This window comes from Bacillus sp. SRL337 (genome assembly GCF_984799155.1).
In genome coordinates this window covers 616,282-633,210 of the sequence record NZ_OZ481793.1, presented here as the reverse complement: position 1 = coordinate 633,210, position 16,929 = coordinate 616,282, and the positions used below count along the sequence as shown (strand labels likewise).

17 protein-coding genes and 1 pseudogene are annotated in these 16,929 nt (G+C 39.8%); 4 read left to right on the top strand and 14 right to left on the bottom strand.

The genetic code is table 11. From position 1 onward, the window contains the following. The first annotated feature begins 3 nt into the window (after positions 1–3). The 3 genes from AC4E8A_RS03095 to AC4E8A_RS03085 all read left to right on the top strand — a co-directional run bounded on the left by AC4E8A_RS03095 (position 4) and on the right by AC4E8A_RS03085 (position 1,266). A complete protein-coding gene (locus tag AC4E8A_RS03095; RefSeq protein ID WP_490196738.1) occupies positions 4–351 on the top strand; it encodes a hypothetical protein in 348 nt (115 codons plus the stop codon). Between the two features lie 107 nt (positions 352–458). Beyond that, entirely contained in the window at positions 459–638 is a 180-nt protein-coding gene (locus AC4E8A_RS03090; RefSeq protein ID WP_490196737.1) for a hypothetical protein, read from the top strand. After that, the gene (locus AC4E8A_RS03085; RefSeq protein ID WP_490196736.1) at positions 631–1,266 is read left to right on the top strand and encodes a hypothetical protein; all 636 of its coding nucleotides are present in this window, start codon (positions 631–633) and stop codon (positions 1,264–1,266) included. The genes AC4E8A_RS03090 and AC4E8A_RS03085 overlap by 8 nt, the downstream gene beginning before the upstream one ends. 420 nt (positions 1,267–1,686) lie before the next feature. Here AC4E8A_RS03085 and AC4E8A_RS03080 read toward each other — a convergent pair whose 3' ends face one another. The 13 genes and pseudogenes from AC4E8A_RS03080 to AC4E8A_RS03020 form a co-directional block, all read right to left on the bottom strand. Then, the gene (locus AC4E8A_RS03080; protein ID WP_490196735.1) at positions 1,687–2,610 is read right to left on the bottom strand and encodes a DUF1672 family protein; all 924 of its coding nucleotides are present in this window, start codon (positions 2,608–2,610) and stop codon (positions 1,687–1,689) included. Between the two features lie 128 nt (positions 2,611–2,738). Continuing rightward, entirely contained in the window at positions 2,739–3,677 is a 939-nt protein-coding gene (locus AC4E8A_RS03075) for a DUF1672 family protein (RefSeq protein WP_490196734.1), read from the bottom strand. Positions 3,678–3,822: 145 nt separating this feature from the next. Further along, positions 3,823–5,931 carry an SA1320 family protein gene (locus AC4E8A_RS03070; protein WP_490196733.1) on the bottom strand — a complete coding sequence of 703 codons (2,109 nt, stop codon included), beginning with the start codon at positions 5,929–5,931 and terminating at the stop codon, positions 3,823–3,825. Between the two features lie 22 nt (positions 5,932–5,953). Beyond that, entirely contained in the window at positions 5,954–6,892 is a 939-nt protein-coding gene (locus AC4E8A_RS03065) for a DUF1672 family protein (protein WP_490196732.1), read from the bottom strand. Between the two features lie 347 nt (positions 6,893–7,239). Next, positions 7,240–7,383: a hypothetical protein gene (locus AC4E8A_RS03060; RefSeq protein ID WP_490196731.1), complete on the bottom strand. Its 144-nt coding sequence runs from the start codon at positions 7,381–7,383 to the stop codon at positions 7,240–7,242. Positions 7,384–7,461: 78 nt separating this feature from the next. After that, a complete protein-coding gene (locus tag AC4E8A_RS03055; RefSeq protein ID WP_490196730.1) occupies positions 7,462–8,379 on the bottom strand; it encodes a DUF1672 family protein in 918 nt (305 codons plus the stop codon). 23 nt (positions 8,380–8,402) lie between these two features. After that, a complete protein-coding gene (locus tag AC4E8A_RS03050; protein WP_490196729.1) occupies positions 8,403–9,335 on the bottom strand; it encodes a DUF1672 family protein in 933 nt (310 codons plus the stop codon). A gap of 42 nt (positions 9,336–9,377) precedes the next feature. Then, positions 9,378–10,236: pseudogene (locus AC4E8A_RS03045) on the bottom strand (DUF1672 family protein). A 91-nt stretch (positions 10,237–10,327) separates the two neighbouring features. Next, positions 10,328–11,239, bottom strand: a complete 912-nt coding sequence (locus AC4E8A_RS03040; protein WP_490196728.1) for a DUF1672 family protein — start codon at positions 11,237–11,239, stop codon at positions 10,328–10,330. Positions 11,240–11,337: 98 nt separating this feature from the next. Next, a complete protein-coding gene (locus AC4E8A_RS03035) occupies positions 11,338–12,246 on the bottom strand; it encodes a DUF1672 family protein (protein WP_490196727.1) in 909 nt (302 codons plus the stop codon). 84 nt (positions 12,247–12,330) lie between these two features. Continuing rightward, positions 12,331–13,248: a DUF1672 family protein gene (locus tag AC4E8A_RS03030; RefSeq protein WP_490196725.1), complete on the bottom strand. Its 918-nt coding sequence runs from the start codon at positions 13,246–13,248 to the stop codon at positions 12,331–12,333. Between the two features lie 36 nt (positions 13,249–13,284). Continuing rightward, positions 13,285–14,184, bottom strand: a complete 900-nt coding sequence (locus tag AC4E8A_RS03025; protein WP_490196724.1) for a DUF1672 family protein — start codon at positions 14,182–14,184, stop codon at positions 13,285–13,287. 284 nt (positions 14,185–14,468) lie between these two features. Next, positions 14,469–15,173, bottom strand: coding sequence for a CPBP family intramembrane glutamic endopeptidase (locus tag AC4E8A_RS03020; protein ID WP_490196723.1), 705 nt, complete (start codon positions 15,171–15,173; stop codon positions 14,469–14,471). Positions 15,174–15,254: 81 nt separating this feature from the next. Here AC4E8A_RS03020 and AC4E8A_RS03015 point away from each other — a divergent pair, with 81 nt between their 5' ends. Then, a complete protein-coding gene (locus AC4E8A_RS03015; RefSeq protein ID WP_490196722.1) occupies positions 15,255–16,010 on the top strand; it encodes a MerR family transcriptional regulator in 756 nt (251 codons plus the stop codon). 43 nt (positions 16,011–16,053) lie between these two features. Here AC4E8A_RS03015 and AC4E8A_RS03010 read toward each other — a convergent pair whose 3' ends face one another. Then, positions 16,054–16,356 carry a nucleotide pyrophosphohydrolase gene (locus AC4E8A_RS03010; protein WP_490196721.1) on the bottom strand — a complete coding sequence of 101 codons (303 nt, stop codon included), beginning with the start codon at positions 16,354–16,356 and terminating at the stop codon, positions 16,054–16,056. Positions 16,357–16,929 lie beyond the last annotated feature (573 nt).

Sequence of the window (16,929 nt, the reverse complement as noted above, 5' to 3'; positions counted from 1 at the left end):
ATTATGTTTTGGACAATAGAAGACACGATTGAAGTTGTTAAAATAGGAGTCGCATTGATTTTAAGTACTCAATTTGCTTACGGCTGTACAATAGTACTCTTAGAAAAAACGATGTTAGGTTTCTACGAGTATTCGATATACGATCCACCCACTACCACCATTCAGAAAATGATTAACGCATTTCAAAAAGGCCTGTTGGGTTCCGGGCATTATATTTATACGAAAATCGGAAAATATAATTGGTTCGTTAGAAAAATTTTATTTCTAATTGCACTGGCTATCCAAGGAATTCTTTCAATCATCTTATACTATATTATAACCGGGTTACTAGAACTCATTTTTCTATCATAAAACAATTACGGTCCTTATTAAAATGGATAAATATTGCGCCTAAAACATTATTACATTCAAATAGCAACCGTCTTATACGTAGACAGAATCATTTAAGGAGTGATCCCATGAACCATATACTAACCTGCACATCAGAAGAACTAGCGTTAATGGTCAGTTTGTCAGGCTACGACAGTGTAGCTAAGGGAATTGCAGAGGCAGCGATCGGAAAGAAAAACGAACAGGAATGGATTGCCATCATGGAGGCGACGAGTAAACAGCTGATCATGAAGCGTCATCTTGGATGAAAAGCGGGATGCAAGAGGAGAGAATCCTTTAACGGAGGAAATGCTCCATTTCATTAAAAACTATGTGCAATCCAAGAGGCTGATCCGCTGTTCCAATACACCCGCTCAGTCTGTGCTGATGATTCATCACTACGAAAACGATGAGTGGCTGCTTCACCTTATTGAAAAGGATATCATCCATGAGTTCTCCATCATTTCGTCAGATGAAATGGGACATTATATGATCGAATACTATGGCATCCAGAAGCTTTACAAGAACGAGCAGCGATCCTTCATTTTGAGCGAGAAGAACTTCGACCGTTTAAGCAATCGGGATAAACTAGAGAAGGTCCGAAAAAGTTCACGCTTCACACCCGAAGAAGAGATTAGCTTCGACTTGTTTATTGATGATTTAAAAAGCTTTGAATGGACATTATTCAATATATCTAATTTCAGTATTGTGTCACTGGAGAATGAAATGTATCTGGAGAATATCCTATTCTTCCTTCCTTCCACAAAAGGAATTTGGCTGAGCGAATATAGAGATGATTCAGAGACCATCCATTTCCATTTAGCGGATGAGAAAGAATGGGAAGACATGCTACGGAGCATCGGAGAATTTGCCTCACACTTGATTGAACAAAATTGATCCTTCGATAAAAAAATCCTCATATTTGAGGATTTTTTTATGGCTGTAAGAGGATCAACTGATCCTACTTACCGTTCAGATTTATAAGCAATATACCCACCCCAAATGGCTAAACATATTGTCACGATAATCCAAAAGCCAAACATCAAACTCACCTCAATTTCTTCACGTTTGCCGACTTCACTTTTCTTAAAGTATATTATATCTTACTCTATAAAAGATGATAATAAGCGATAAGTCATAAAACAAGAAAAGCAAGGGGATAGTTCTTAAAGGAATCAATCGGAAGTTTTGCGCGTAAAAAGACACAAGTAGGGGAATAATTTATTTGTGTCTTTTCGCTTTATATTTGATGGGGACGGAGGGACAGTCCCTTTGTCCCAATGAACCACAAGAACCGTCCCCCTGTTACACACCGTCTTACTCTTTAATAATTTCATTTGGAGTCGTTTTTTCGAGCGAATTATCTTTCACCCCTTCAAATGATTGTTTAAGGACTGTATTGTCGTTGACGAAGATGCTATACGTCCCTTTTGGTATATCACCCATACTTTCAATATCGCTCACTACTTTATTAAACACTTTTTCGTCCGGCTCCGCATTTTTATCTTTCATAAACAAATTTATTACTACTTCAAACTTAGTCGGGTCGAATGCTTGCTTATTATAGGCAGCCTTTAATTTATCTGTGCTGATCTGAGGATTTTCCATATATAAACCATAAACCGGTTTAATTGATTCATCATTCACTACAGTAGATGACAAGAAATAATAGGGAGTCATATAACCAGTTCCCCCTGCGTTTTGAAGAGATTCAACTGTTCTTCCAGTTACAGGCTCTTCATTTACAACTCCCTCTAAATATTCATCCAAGCGATCAAACTCGTCTTTAAATATACTTCTGTACAGGCCTTCAGTTATAGCGCTCTCCACCTGTCCCTCTTGTGAAAACACACGGTCGGACTGAATTTTTTCATTGGATTTATCAATGGGAACAATTGCATAAGTGTAAAAGTGAAGCGGATTGGTTGATTCCACAAACACTGTTGCTCCGTCTTCATTGCCCACGATATTATGTACCTTTACAGTTGTCTTATATTCTTTCAAGAAAAAATCTTTAACTGCTTTCTCCACCGTTTCATGATTCTCTTCTGCAATCTTGTCTGTTTCTTCCCCGTTTTTAAGGGCGTATCCCTCTCCTGTGTATTCCTGCACTCTTACATATTGATTCTTAGCTTGTTTCCCATTGCTCTCTTTTCCATCCGCATTATCTATATTCATACATCCACTAAGTAATAATGACAGTCCGATTCCATATATGATCCACATATTTTTTCTGTTCATGAATGTTTGGTCCTCCTAACTGGATGAGTTCATGGGACGGAGGGACAGGTTCTTTGTCCCTTCAGAATTGTTCCTTGATATGGGACAGTGTACCTGTCCCTCTGTCCCACCTCTGTCCCACCCAATACTCACCTCTTACCAATTTTATTTACAATATAATCCGGATAAGCCCTTTTTAAGGAATTATCCTTAATGCCTTCAGATGATTCTACTAAAACTTTATTGTCGTTAAGGAAGAAACTATAGGTTCCATTGGGGATGCCTTCTAAACTTTCTAAGTCTGATGATATCTTTTTGAATATTTCTTTATTAGGATCTGCGCCATTCTTTTTCATAAACAAACTTACATTAATTTTTAAATTTTCCAACTTAAAAGAGTTATAATCCAACGTTTCTTTCAGTTCACTATCTGATATATCTGGATCATTAAGATAAAGATCATATACTGGTTTCATTTGATCATCATGATTAAAAGTAGAGACAAAGTAGTAAGGAGTCATATACCCTGATCCCTCTACATTTTGTATTGCTTCTATTCTTTTCCCTGTCACCTTTCCTTCAGATGTTAGCTTCTCAAAATATTGATCAAGTTTTTGAAACTCTTTTTTATATAAATGGACATATAGACTTCCTCTCATCGCGTTCTCCACTTGACCTTCAACAGACATCACTTCTGAAGTTCTGACTTTCTTTTGATTTGTATCAATTGGAACTACTGCGTAAGTATAAAAATGCAGTAGGCCTTTTGATTCTACGTAAACCGTTGCCCCATCTTCATTACCTACCAGATTATGTACATCAACCTCCGTCTTATATTTCGTTAAAAAGAAATCCTTTACCGCTTTTTCCACTTCATCCTTTTTAGCCTCGGCAATCTTATCGTTTTCGTCTCCATCATTCAAAGAGTACCCTTCCCCTTTATAATCCTGTACTCTTGCATACGGTTCCTTCACTTCAGCCTGCTTCTCATCCACACCATTACCATTCGCATTTTCCATATTCATACATCCACCAAGTAATAATGAAAGTCCGATTCCATTTATGATCCACTTCTTTTTTCTGTTCATGAATGTCTGATCCTCCTAATTTTGGGACGGAGGGACAGGTTCCTTGTCCCTTCAGAATTGTTCCTTAATATGGGACAGTGTACCTGTCCCTCTGTCCCATCTCCAAAATCGGCAAAAAAAAGAGGAACAAGTGAAGGACCTGTCCCTATAATGTGACACGATCCACTTGTTGACGCAGTTGGATCATGTTGTTCTTCAGCCGTTTTGAGATTTCGCATAACGCTTCAATGGATTTTCCTTTTTGATGACTGAGCTGATAGACGATATCGTCAAAGAGCAGTTCCATTTCTTGATGGATGGCGATGGCTGAAACATTGTATAAGTGGATATTCGCGTAGCCCGTTGAATCAAAAATAGCAGCGTTTATATAGGGCTTGAAGCTCTCCAGTAAGGCCGGGAATCCGATGGTCAATCTGGTTAATCCATCCCTGAGCCCTTCAATGGTGGCGGCAAGCTCATCGATTGGTTCCAGTGCGGAAGATACGTATGAACGGATTTTGTCATCGAAGTCGGAAAAGATGCTGATGATTTTTCCAGGCACCGTTCCGCTTAGCGCGATGTTCATGGCGCCTTTGATCGACGCTGAGATGATTTCCAGCGTATTCTCGATGGCAAACGCAAGTCCGGTTAATGATCCTAACAGTGGGAGAAGCAAACCGTGGGAAGCTCCTTTGAAACTTTCAAAGGATCCTTCCAGAATGACTTCTTTCATCTTCATTCCAATAAGCATATGATCAGACGCTTCCAGAACATATTCGTTTTTCTTGGGTATCGCCACAGTATGTTGAACGGAAGCCCCTGATGAAATACTCGCGCTTAAGGAGGCATCCCGCTCACCAAAGTTCTCTCCCAATTTTGCAACCTGACTCTGAAACTCTGCAATATTACTATTCAGCTTCGCAGTATTATAGTCGATAATCTTATAGTGTTCTAGCATGTCGTTTACAAGAAGGTCCTCGAATGTCTCCTTCCCCCCACTAAAAAGTTCCGGGATTTCTTTGTGGAGGATGTTCTGAAGGAAGCCGGTCATACTGGCGATCTCCCCTTTGAACTCAAGCAGCTGACTCCGTGCCTGCCCGAAAATACTCTCCACACTGATGCTTCTGTTGAATAGGTGTTCCACCAATTCGACAGGCGGTGAATTCAATACACCATTGAGAGACCGGCTCGCATTTTCAGCCATATTAACGAGAGAAATAAGGTGATCGATTTCCGAAGTCAATCGGTGAGAGGTTGTGGTAATGCCAATAAATAAAGGATTACCAATCAGACCTTCAAAAGAATCTTCAAAAACCATCTGCAGGCGGCTTAACCGTTCAGCATACCGGTCGCCTTCATGCTGGGCAATTTCTTCTGAATGGGTCAAGTATTCTTGAGCTTGTGTCAGCCTTGTCAACACATCTCCTGCCAGGGCTTCAGCCAGGAGATTGAGGTTGTCACGATTGATGTCGATTCTGTCTGAATGGCCGCTATAAAGGGGTTCACCCGTCCATATGCTTGTCATGATATGGGCATCGGCTTCGTCGTAGATGTACCCATGACCCGGGGACCCGGGCTGACCAATCTCATACTTACCATCCTCAATATATCCCGTATGATTGTTTTTCAGGATGTTAAACCCTTCTCCGGTCTGGGGGATCCCGGTTGATATATCATATCTTTTGCCCGGGATGCGTGAATCGAGATCCAGGGCGATGAGGGTGCCTGTCAGGAGATCATAGTTAGTGAAGTAGTTGGTGATGTTGTCGTAGCTTTTGTTAGGGTCCATTACACCATTTGGGAATAGGGCTGGATTCAGAGTAACGGACTTAATGTCTGGGCGATTTCTTACGGCGTAGTTTGCAAGGGGGCCGCCTAGGGAGTTTCCGGTAACGGAGCTGACTCCACCCTCATTTGCATATTTCTTTTGCATCTTATTAAAATATTCAGAAGAAGCCTCAAGTTGAGGCAAAGTTAAATCACTTAGCAGCTGAACATCCGTTATGATGTCTTGCTTTCCATTTTCAGCTGCTGCGTCTGTACCAACATACACTATTGTCATTTCTTTTGTGGATTCATTTCGAACTGTAAATGCATCTAGTCCAGTGTCATCGAGAAAGTTTACATCAAGTACCTTAAATACTTTCCCATTAACTTTTATAACATCAAATCTATTAATTTCTGAATAGGCGTGTAATCCAGCTAACTCTACCAAGTCCCTATCAGTTGTATCTGTAGTAATATTAACCTGATTTACCTTATTTACTGATGGCACCTTACTCAACTCTTTCCAATTTTTATTTTTTTATAATATAATCGGGGTCTGCCCTTTCAACCGTAGTATCTTTATCTCCGCTGCCCGAAACTGCTCCAATCATATTGTCATGTAAAAGAAGGTTATACGCCCCATAAGGCAGCCCTTCCGCTTCTTCAATAATTTTTGCTATTGCATCCAGCTCTTCTTTGGTTGGATCTGAATCTCTTTTGTTCTTAAAAAGCTGAATCGTAATATTTATTGACTCAGGGCTTAATTTCTCTATATTAAATTCTTTTAACTCTTCCTTTGTGAGGTCAGGATTTTCTAAATAAAGTTCAACGAGTTGCTCTGATAATTCCATATCGAAAAATGAAACAAAATAGTATTCATTCCCAAATCCGAATGATTTAGTGTTATTAATGGCTTGAGTCGTTTCGCCAGTAAATGGATAATCTCTTGTAATTTCTTTCAACACCTTATCCAACTTGTTAAATTCATCTTCATATATCAATCCAAAAACTCCAGAAGTGATGGCATTTTCCACTTCTCCTTCTAATGAATAAACCTTGTCAGTCAAAATCCTTTTCTCTTTTGCGTCTATAGGTACTACTGCATATGTATGGAAGTTGGGCTTACCAATCGACTCTACAAATACACTAGCTCCGTCAACATTACCGACAATATTGTGAACCTCAACATCCGTCTTATATTGCTTTAAGAAAAAATCCTTCACAGCCTGTTCCACTTCTTCACGGTTTGCTTCTGCAATCTTGTCATTTTTTTGCCCGTTTTTCAGAGAAAACCCTTCTCCCTTATATTCCTGCACGCTTACTAAACGATCGCTATGATTCTTCACTTCAGCCTGCGTACTCTTCGTCTCATCCACACCATTACCATTCGCATTATCCATATTCATACATCCTCCAAGTAATAATGAAAGTCCGATTCCATATATAATCCACTTCTTTTTTCTGTTCATGAATGTCTGATCCTCCTAATTGGATGGGTTCATTTAAAGCATTACCTTTTTATTTTATAAAAGTCTGTAAAGTATTAACAGTTACTTCGGGAAATCATTAGATTAATTAGGAAAAACAGGAAAAAAGTAGTGGCGGCATTTCGTTTCTGTATTTCTTTTAACCTATTTATGTTATTGGAATCATTGTGAGCCTTTTGACTTATACACTTGTATAATTACCCATTTTTCCGAAACATAGCCTATGAATTTGAAAATATTTCTTAATATTGGGTAATTAGTTAATCTCCGAATTTCCTAGTCATCCCGAATCACTTACTGCGTTTAACGCTGTTTAACATCCTTGCTTATTACTTATATTCCTGCACGCTTACTAAACGATCGCTATGATCTTGCATCTCATCCACGCCATTGCCATTCGCATTATCCATACATCCGCCAAGTAATAATGAAAGCCCTGTTCCATATATGATCCACTTCTTTTTTCTGTTCATGAATATCTGATCCTCCTTAAGGGACGGGGGTACTGATAACGAGTGCGTCTGGCTGCTGAATTTCAGGCATACTAACCACTATTCGTTCCGAATCATTTCCTGTTCAATTGAATTATCTTTAAACCCTTCAAATGATTCCTTATGAACCCCGTTATCATTTATGGCCACTCTATATGTCCCTTTAGGGAGAGCGCTCTTTTCTTTTATCTCTTTTACTACACGCTTCATGCTCTCTTCACTTGGATCCACATTCTCTTCTTCCATAAAGAGCATAATATTAATTCTTAAACTATCAGGATTGAACGACTCCCCGTCATACGCTTTTTTTAGTATGGTGCCCGCTGTTTCATGGTCTTCCATGTAGAGATTATAAACAGGCTTTATGGCTTTATCGCTATTTAGGGAAGACATAAAGTAATATGGCGTCATACTACCCGATCCACCAACATTTTGAAGGGACTCAACGGTTCTCCCAACAACGGCTTCTTCCGAAACGACCTTCTCAAGATACGAGTCCAGATTCTTAAATTCTTCCTCTAATATTAATCTATATAATCCTTCACGAATCCCGCGCTCAACTTCCCCTTCTTGTGTCCTCACTTCTTTCGTCATGATTTCTTTCGTTCCTGGATTTATGGGAACCATGGCATAAGAATAAAAGTGCACCTGCCCGGTCGATTCCACAAACACCGTCACTCCATCAGCATTCCCCACCAGATTATGTACTTTTACCTCCGTCTTATATTTCGTTAAAAAGAAATCCTTTACCGCTTTTTCCACTTCATCTCTTTTAGCATCGGCAATCTGATCGTTCTCGTCACCATTATTTAAAAAGTAACCTTCTCCTTCATACTCCTGCACTCTTGCATACTGATCTCTCACTTCAGCCTGGATCTCATCCTCACCATTACCATTCGCATTATCCATATCCATACACCCGCCAAGTAATAATGAAAGCCCGATTCCATATATGATCCACTTCTTTTTTCTGTTCATGAATGTCTGATCTCCTTCTCTGATTATTTTTTAATAATATAGTCAGGCAAAGATCTTTCAATAGAGGTTTCTTTGCTTCCAACCCCTGTTTCTTTATCAATGGTATTGTCATGTAACAGAATATTATAAGCACCTGCAGGTATTCCTTCCGTATCCTCAATCGTTTGAACTACCCTTTCCAGCTCTTCATTTGTGGGATTTTTTCCTGGCCTATTTTTAAAGAGTTGAATGGTGATATAAATATTTTCAGGATCTACCTCTGAAATGTTCAGCGTTTCTTTCCATTCCTTTTTACTGGTTTTGGGATTGTTTATGTATGTGTCCATGATTAGGTTCGATCTTTCTATATCGCCAAAAGAAACATAATAATAAGGAGTTCCATAGCCGAATGCTGCAGTATTATTTATTGCTTCTTTTGTTTCTCCGGTGAATGCCAGCTCTTCTACCAGTCCCTCAATTACTTGATTTAGCTTGGTGATTTCATCCTCGTATAGTAACCCATAAACACCTGAGGCAATGGCATTTTCCACCTCTCCCTCTGGTGAAAAAACCTGGTCAATCAGAATTTTTTCCTCGCTCTCCTCTATGGGCACAACTGCATATGTATGGAAATGCGGCTTGCCTATCGACTCAACAAACACACTAGCTCCATCTGCATTACCGACAATATTATGAACCTCAACATCTGTTTTATATTGGTGTAAGAAAAAATCTTTCACAGCCTGTTCCACTTCATCACGGTGTTTTTCTGCAATCTTGTCATTTTGTTGCCCGTTTTCAAGAGAAAACCCTTCTCCGTCATATTCCTGTACGCTTACTAAACGATTGCCAGAGTCCTTCCCTTCAACTTGAGTATTCTTTTCATCCACGCCATTACCATTTGCACTATCCACACATCCACCAAGTAACAATGAAAGACCGATGCCGTATATGATTACCTTATTTTTTCTGTTCATGAATGACTGGTCCTCCTTTCCCATTTCCCCTTCACCTCAAGCTTACTCAATGACAATATAGTCAGGAACCCCAATACGTAATGAGTTTTCTTTGTAACCATCGTCGACTTTTTCATTAATTAAATTATCGTTGATTACTAGACTATAACTTCCTTTAGGAATAGAGTTCATTTTCTTTAAATCTTTAGGAATCCCATGAAATAATTCCTTGCTGGGTTCTGCCCCCTCTTCCTCCATAAAAAGCTGCAGATTAATTTTTAGATTTACAACCGAAAATTCATCCATGGCGAAAAGGGATTTAAGTTCAGCAGGAGGAATGGTTGGATTTTCAATATACGCATTATATACAGGCTTTATGGCCTTGTCAGAAGAAGAAGTCGTAATAAAGTAATAAGGGGACATATAGCCGGTTCCTCCAACATTCTCTATAGATTCCTTTGTTTTGCCAACCACCTTATTCTCTGCCACTATTTTTTCAAGGTACTGATCAAGTTCCGCAAACTTTCTCGAACAGTAAATGGTAAAGCCCTCCACGGATGGCACTTTCCACTTCACCTTCAAGAGACACGACTTCATCCGCCTTCACTTTTTCTTCACTCAAATCAATCGGCACGATCGCGGTCGTATAGAAATGGACCGGACCTGTCGATTCGACAAACACAGTCACACCATCCTTGTTCCCTACAATGTTGTGGACTTCGACGTCTGTTTTATATTTTTCCAAAAAGAAATCTTTAACAGCTCTTTGAACGTCATCACTCTTTTCTTCTGCAATTTCATCTGCGTCTTCTCCGTTCCGGAGTACATATCCCTCACCCTTATAATCTTGCACTCTCACAAACGTGTCTTTGTAGGGTCCTGTTGCCTCTTTTGAATCGGCATTATTTTTTCCATTAGCCATACATCCTCCGAGTAATAACGAAAGTCCGATTCCGTATATGATCACCTTATTTTTTCTGTTCATGAATGTCTGGCCCTCCTTTCCACCAACCTTAATTAATTTCGATATAGTCAGGAAACCCCACTTCTAATGAATTGTCTTTCAATCCATCACCCACTTTCTCATTAATTAAGTTGTCATTGAGGGTCAGGCTATAACTTCCTTTAGGAATGCCGGCCATTCCTTTCAAATCATTTGATAGTTGATTTAACAATTCCACGTTCGGTTCTGAGTCTTCTTCCTCCATAAATAGTTCAATATTTACTTTGATATTTTCAGCAGAGAACCCGTCTTCTGCAAATTGAGCTTTGAATTCACTTACTGGAGTATCTGGATTTTCAAGGTATAAATCATATACTGGCTTTATGGCTTTGTCGGATTTAGAGGTGGTTATAAAATAATAGGGAGTCATATACCCGGTTCCTCCCACATTTTCTACAGCTTCTATGGTTCTTCCCACTACCTTATGCTCGTTTACAAAAGTATCAAGGTACTGGAACTCTTTCTCGAACAGTAAATGGTAAAGCCCTCCACGGATGGCACTTTCCACTTCACCTTCAAGAGACACTACTTCATCCGCCTTCACTTTTTCTTCCCTCAAATCAATCGGCACGATCGCGGTCGTATAAAAGTGGACCGGACCTGTCGATTCGACAAACACAGTCGCACCATCCTTGTTCCCTACAATGTTGTGGACTTTGACGTCTGTTTTATATTTTTCCAAAAAGAAATCTTTAACAGCTTTTTGAACTTCATCTCTTTTTTCTTCTGCAATTCTATCTGCGTCTTCCCCGTTTCTGAGTACATATCCCTCACCCTGATAATCTTGCACTCTTACAAACGTGTCTTTGTAGGGTCCTGTTACCTCTTGTGAATCCGCATTAATTTTTCCATTAGCCATACATCCTCCGAGTAATAAAGAAAGTCCGATTCCATATATGATCCATTTGTTTTTTCTGTTCATGAATGTCTGGTCCTCCTAATGGGGTGGGATTTTTGATAAGCTGCTATTCAAGACAGTTCTTAATTCCAGGACGTCTGGTGTAGGTATTTTAATCAAATTCAGTCCAAACTTTCCGCTCTTACAATCTCATTTTTTATTGAATTATCCTTATTGCCTTCAAATGATTCTTTATGGACACCATTATCATTCACAATCACTCTATACATCCCAACAGGAATAGACTTCATCTCTTTCAGATCATCCGTTACTTTTTTCAGGATTTCTTCATCAGGCGATACGTTTTCTTTTTCCATAAAAAGCATGATGTTAATTCTTACATTTTCTTCATCAAATGAAGCTTGATCAAATGCTTTTTCCAGCTGTTCTTTACTCGTATTTGGATTACTCATGTACAACTCATATACCGGCTTTATTGCCTCATCTCCAAATAGGGACGACATAAAGTAGTACGGTGTCATAACACCAGATCCACCAACGTTCTCGAGGGACTCTACTGTTCTCCCAACAACGGCTTCTTCCGCCGCAACATTTTCCAGGTATTTATCCAGGTTTTCAAACTCATTCTCGAACACCAGCCTGTATAATCCTTCCCTGATTCCTTTTTCAACTACATCCTCCTGCGTCCATACATCCTCCATCATGATTTCTTCCGTTCCTTGATTGATTGGAACAATGGCAGTTGAATAAAAGTGCACTGGCCCTGTCGATTCCACAAATACCGTTACTCCATCGACATTCCCCACCAGATTATGTACTTTTATCTTCGTTTTATATTCCTCTAAGAAGTAATCCTTTACCGCTTTTTCCACTTCATCACTTTTAGCCTCGGCGATCTTATCGTTTTCATCTCCATCATTTAAAAAGTACCCTTCCCCTTTATAATCCTGCACTCTTGCATACGGATCCTTCACTTCAGCCTGCTTCTCATCCACACCATTACCCATACATCCTGCAAGCAAGAAGGAAAGTCCAATTACATATATAATCCATTTGTTTTTTCTGTTCATGAATGTCTGCTCCTCCTAATTGGTACTTCGTCTATATCTGGATTTTCCTCAAGTCCAGTTGGGTCACCATCGTATTAAATCAGCTTATTCTTTTATGATTTCATCTGGGTAAGCCCGTTCTAGGGAATTGTCTTTCACACCTTCAAATGAGTCCTTGTGGATTCGATTATCATTTACGAAGACACTATAGGCCCCCCTTGGAAAATCAGCTGCATCCTCTATATCATGAATAATCCGGTTGAATACTTTTTCGCTTGGTTCCACGCCTTTTTCTTTCATGAAAAGCATGATGGATATTCTTAGATTTTTCGGATCAAATGCTTCTTTTTTAAACGCTGCTTGTAACTGCTCCACACCCGCATCAGGATTTTCTATGTATAGTTCATATACAGGTTTAATAGCCTCATCTTTCATTGGCGACGTTGAAAGGAAATAGTACGGAGTCATATACCCATCCCCTGCAACATTTTCCAGAGATTCCTTTGTCCTTCCAACAACTTCTCCTTCCGTTACAACGTTCTCCATGTAATTGTCTAATTGATTAAATTCCTTATCGAACAATTGTTTATACAAGCCATCTGTTATGGCACTTTCTACTTGCCCTTCCTGGGACCAAACCTTATCAAATTGGATGGTCTGATCACTCGAATCAATGGGGACAACAGCATACGTATAGAAAGAAAGCGGGCCGGTTGACTCGACAAACACGGTGGCCCCATCCACATTCCCAACAATATTATGAACTTTGATTTCTGTACTGTATTTATTCAGGAAGAAATCTTTTACTGCCTTCTCAACCTCTTCCCGCTGTTCTTCTGCGATGTTGTCGTTTTCCTTCCCACCTTTTAATGCGTAGCCTTCGCCCTTATAATCCTGTACACTTACATACTGTTCTTCCATTTCATCCTGCGTACTCTTCTCGTCCACACCATTATCCATACATCCTCCGAGTAATAAAGAAAGCCCGATTCCATATATAATCCACTTGTTTTTTCGTTTCATGAATGGTTGATCCTCCTCATTGGCTGGGTTCATCTCCTATTGAGATTTGATGAATTCAGCCTTAATCGAATTATCCTTATACCCTTCAGATGTTTCTTTGTGTATTCCATTATCATTGATGATGATTTGATAAGTCCCATTCGGAATTGAATCCATCCCTTCTAAATCCTTTAAAACTTTTTCCAGAAGGCTTTTACTCGGGGAAGCCTTCTCCTCGCTCATATATAAGATAACGTTCATGGTTAGAAATTCTTCATCAAATAATTCCGTATTGAATGCACTTTTCAGGTCTTCTGTTTTGGTATCCGGGGCTTCCATATATAAATCGTACACAGGCTGGATTGCCTCATCACCATTAAACGAAGTAATCGTATAGTAAGGTGTCATGAATCCTGATCCACCTGTATTCTGCAGTGATTTAACCGTTCTTCCCACTACCTCTTTTTCAGATGCCAGTTCCTCAAGGTATTGATCCAGATTCTTAAACTCTTCTTCAAAAAGCTTATAATATAAGCCTTCTCGAATCCCTTCTTCCACCACATCTTCCTGGGATCTCACTTCATCAGAAATGATTTCTTCCGTTCCTTGATTAATCGGTACTATAGCATAAGAATAAAAGTGCACAGGTCCTGTCGATTCCACAAATACCGTCACTCCATCGACATTCCCCACCAGATTATGTACATCAACCTCCGTCTTATATTTCGTTAAAAAGAAATCCTTTACCGCTTTTTCCACTTCATCCTTTTTAGCCTCGGCAATCTTATCGTTTTCGTCTCCATCATTCAAAGAGTACCCTTCCCCTTTATAATCCTGCACTCTTGCATACTCATCCTTTACTTCAGCCTGCTTCTCATCCACACCATTACCCATACATCCTCCAAGTACTAATGAAAGTCCGATTCCATATATAATCACCTTGTTTTTTCTGTTCATGAATGTCTGGTCCTCCTAATGCAATAGGTTCATTTTACAAATCACCTTTAAATTTTATGTATGAATGTTCGCCATCCCCTATTAATCCTGCTGAAATTCCCATAGGTTTTACGACTTCTACATTTGGATAATTACCCCAATTATTCAAAACATAGCCTTTAATAGTAGAAATATTTCTTAGTAAGAAGTAATTAGCTAACCTGCGAATTCCCTAGTCTTTTCACTACAATTCAGCAACAAAAATAGAGACAAGGTTCCCCCTGTCTCTTTACAAGTACTTCCCGTCACCCCAAACTCGTCAACAGCACCATCGTTCCATTGGTCAGTCCATGAATCAATACGGATGGCCAGATCGAACCCGTCCGTTCATAGGCAAGCGCAAAAATAATCCCGCTGAAGAAATTGACCGGCATGACATTGTAGGTTGGAATATGGACAATTGTAAAGATGAGCGAGCTAAGCAAAATCGCTCCTTTAAAACCAACACGCGTCCGCAGCCACCGGTATAAAAAGCCTCTGTAAAAGATCTCCTCGTAAATGGGAGAAATAACCGCAGCAGAGATAAAGGCAAGCAGAACCGTAACCAGCGTCACATTCCGCTGCATTGCCTCCGTCTTGCTGTTCTCCCACGTATTCCCTATAAAACTGGTGAGCACCACAATGATGACAGCACCCGTCAGTAGAATAAAAGAATATAAAATAATCAGTTTCCAATCCTTCATCTGAAATGTCTTTACTCCCACTTCACTCCAGGAAAGCTTTTTTGGACGCAGAGCGATAATGTAAACGCCTCCGAGTAATACGATGGCGATCGTTAATCCCATCAACGACCCCGCGTACAATTCGTTGTTCAGCCAGTTTGAGTATATCGGCTGCACTGTCCATTTAATGACGCCAATCACAATGACAAACTCAAGGACCATGAGCAGGACAAATTCTTTCACACCCCATTGGTCTCTCTCTTTCCAGTTTTGCTGTTCCATCCTCATCCCTCTTCCTTTATATGCTATAATCCAACTGTACAGGGTGACGCTGCGTTACCCGCAAGCATTTTTTTCAGGGGGAATGAAATGAAACGCTGGACAACCGGAGAGGTATCCAAACAGAGGAATATCTCCATCCGCACGCTTCGATATTATGACGGAATCGACCTCCTTACACCGAGCTTCAAGGATGATAACGGAAAGAGGTATTATTCAGAGGAAGATTTATTCACATTGGAAAAAATCATCATCCTGAAATCCCTCTCGCTCCCATTGGAAGACATCCGCACGATACTGGACAAGCTTTCCTATAAGCAAATCCTGATCTCTCACTACAATTATCTGCAAGAGCAGCAAGCGGCCCTTCAAACAAGCATTTCCAAGACCGCCTCACTGATCAACATGATCGACCTGGAAGAAACGCTGTCCTGGGAACGCGTTTCCGAGCTTGCTAAAAATTCCGAAGAGATCTCGAAAAAGTGGATCGATTACTTTCAAGAAGATGAAAAAACATTCTTACAAAAAGCCATCCCAAACCTCAGCCATAACGATGACTCCACACAACAATATATGAACCTGCTGCGACAGATTGAGTGGTGTATAAAACACGACATCAAGCCCGAATCAGACCAAGGCGCCGAAATCGCAGCTAAACTAATCGAAATAACGGATGCCAGTTTCGAAGGAGATACAGAGCTGATGGACAAATTCTGGGAAGTCAGGAAGCTGCCTGCCGAGGAAACGGGGCTGTATCCGGTTTCGGAGGAAGTTCTGGAGTTTGTGGAACGGAGTATTGCCTTTGTGTCTGAACGTCAGAAGGAGACTGAGGTCCGAACCAAATAAAAATGGCCTGTTCCCCCTAGTTTGCGGGAGACTGGCCTATTCATTAACTTCCTTGCTTTACCGGGTATTTAATATTATTCTTTTCAAGCTTCTTATAAACCTCTTCTTCCAGATCCACATCCAGTGAATCAGCCAGCTGGACTAAATAGATCAGCACATCGGCCATTTCCTCTTTGATATTCTGCCTGGTATCCGCTGCCGCCTCTTCACTCGTCTTCCATTGGAAGTTCTCCAGCAGTTCACTCGCTTCAAGGACGATGGAGATCGCCAGGTCCTTTTCCCGGTGGTCATGATTCCAGCCTCGGTCGTATCGGAATTTTAGGATTTCTTTTTTTAGGTTTAGCATGTTTATCTGTCTCCTTAGTCTTTAATCTGCAAGATTTATGTATTTATCCGACAAATCTCACTTTAAATAATATCGTACAAGATTGGTTGAACTCTTTCCACTTGCTGTTTGGTGTAATACCTCATTTTGTAGACTCCCAGCGAGACCATTGCATTGCATACAGGTGGTATTCTATCTTTACTTTTATAAATTGAAAAATTGGTGATATTGCGGGTTAATAACGACATTCCTTATTCAATATTGATACACCTTATAATCCTTATACAATAGAAATGAACTTCCTCTCAACATCCCCAACTCGCTAAATAAAGTTCTAAGTGGAGACAAGTATGATCAAACACACTTTTTTCATTGAGACTATCCTAATTCTCTGAGAAAAATTTTTAGCAATGTTCCCATGATTTAAATCTGTGATATCAATCATGGGTAGTTAACGAATGATACTTTGATAATATTTCAGTCATCATATTAAGTCTCCTTGTTGTCTCATCAACTTGAGAAACTTTGTTGATTCCTTTATTAATCAAATACTCACTATAAAATAAACACCTATATCTCTTTAATTGGAATGAC

Bases quoted from the DNA above. Each gene is read 5' to 3' on its own strand.
- AC4E8A_RS03095 (WP_490196738.1), top strand. From the start codon at position 4: ATGTTTTGGACAATAGAAGACACGATTGAAGTTGTTAAAATAGGAGTC.
- AC4E8A_RS03090 (WP_490196737.1), top strand. From the start codon at position 459: ATGAACCATATACTAACCTGCACATCAGAAGAACTAGCGTTAATGGTC.
- AC4E8A_RS03080 (WP_490196735.1), bottom strand. From the start codon at position 2,610: ATGAACAGAAAAAATATGTGGATCATATATGGAATCGGACTGTCATTA.
- AC4E8A_RS03075 (WP_490196734.1), bottom strand. From the start codon at position 3,677: ATGAACAGAAAAAAGAAGTGGATCATAAATGGAATCGGACTTTCATTA.
- AC4E8A_RS03065 (WP_490196732.1), bottom strand. From the start codon at position 6,892: ATGAACAGAAAAAAGAAGTGGATTATATATGGAATCGGACTTTCATTA.
- AC4E8A_RS03060 (WP_490196731.1), bottom strand. From the start codon at position 7,383: ATGAACAGAAAAAAGAAGTGGATCATATATGGAACAGGGCTTTCATTA.
- AC4E8A_RS03055 (WP_490196730.1), bottom strand. From the start codon at position 8,379: ATGAACAGAAAAAAGAAGTGGATCATATATGGAATCGGGCTTTCATTA.
- AC4E8A_RS03050 (WP_490196729.1), bottom strand. From the start codon at position 9,335: ATGAACAGAAAAAATAAGGTAATCATATACGGCATCGGTCTTTCATTG.
- AC4E8A_RS03040 (WP_490196728.1), bottom strand. From the start codon at position 11,239: ATGAACAGAAAAAACAAATGGATCATATATGGAATCGGACTTTCTTTA.
- AC4E8A_RS03035 (WP_490196727.1), bottom strand. From the start codon at position 12,246: ATGAACAGAAAAAACAAATGGATTATATATGTAATTGGACTTTCCTTC.
- AC4E8A_RS03030 (WP_490196725.1), bottom strand. From the start codon at position 13,248: ATGAAACGAAAAAACAAGTGGATTATATATGGAATCGGGCTTTCTTTA.
- AC4E8A_RS03025 (WP_490196724.1), bottom strand. From the start codon at position 14,184: ATGAACAGAAAAAACAAGGTGATTATATATGGAATCGGACTTTCATTA.
- AC4E8A_RS03020 (WP_490196723.1), bottom strand. From the start codon at position 15,173: ATGAGGATGGAACAGCAAAACTGGAAAGAGAGAGACCAATGGGGTGTG.
- AC4E8A_RS03015 (WP_490196722.1), top strand. From the start codon at position 15,255: ATGAAACGCTGGACAACCGGAGAGGTATCCAAACAGAGGAATATCTCC.
- AC4E8A_RS03010 (WP_490196721.1), bottom strand. From the start codon at position 16,356: ATGCTAAACCTAAAAAAAGAAATCCTAAAATTCCGATACGACCGAGGC.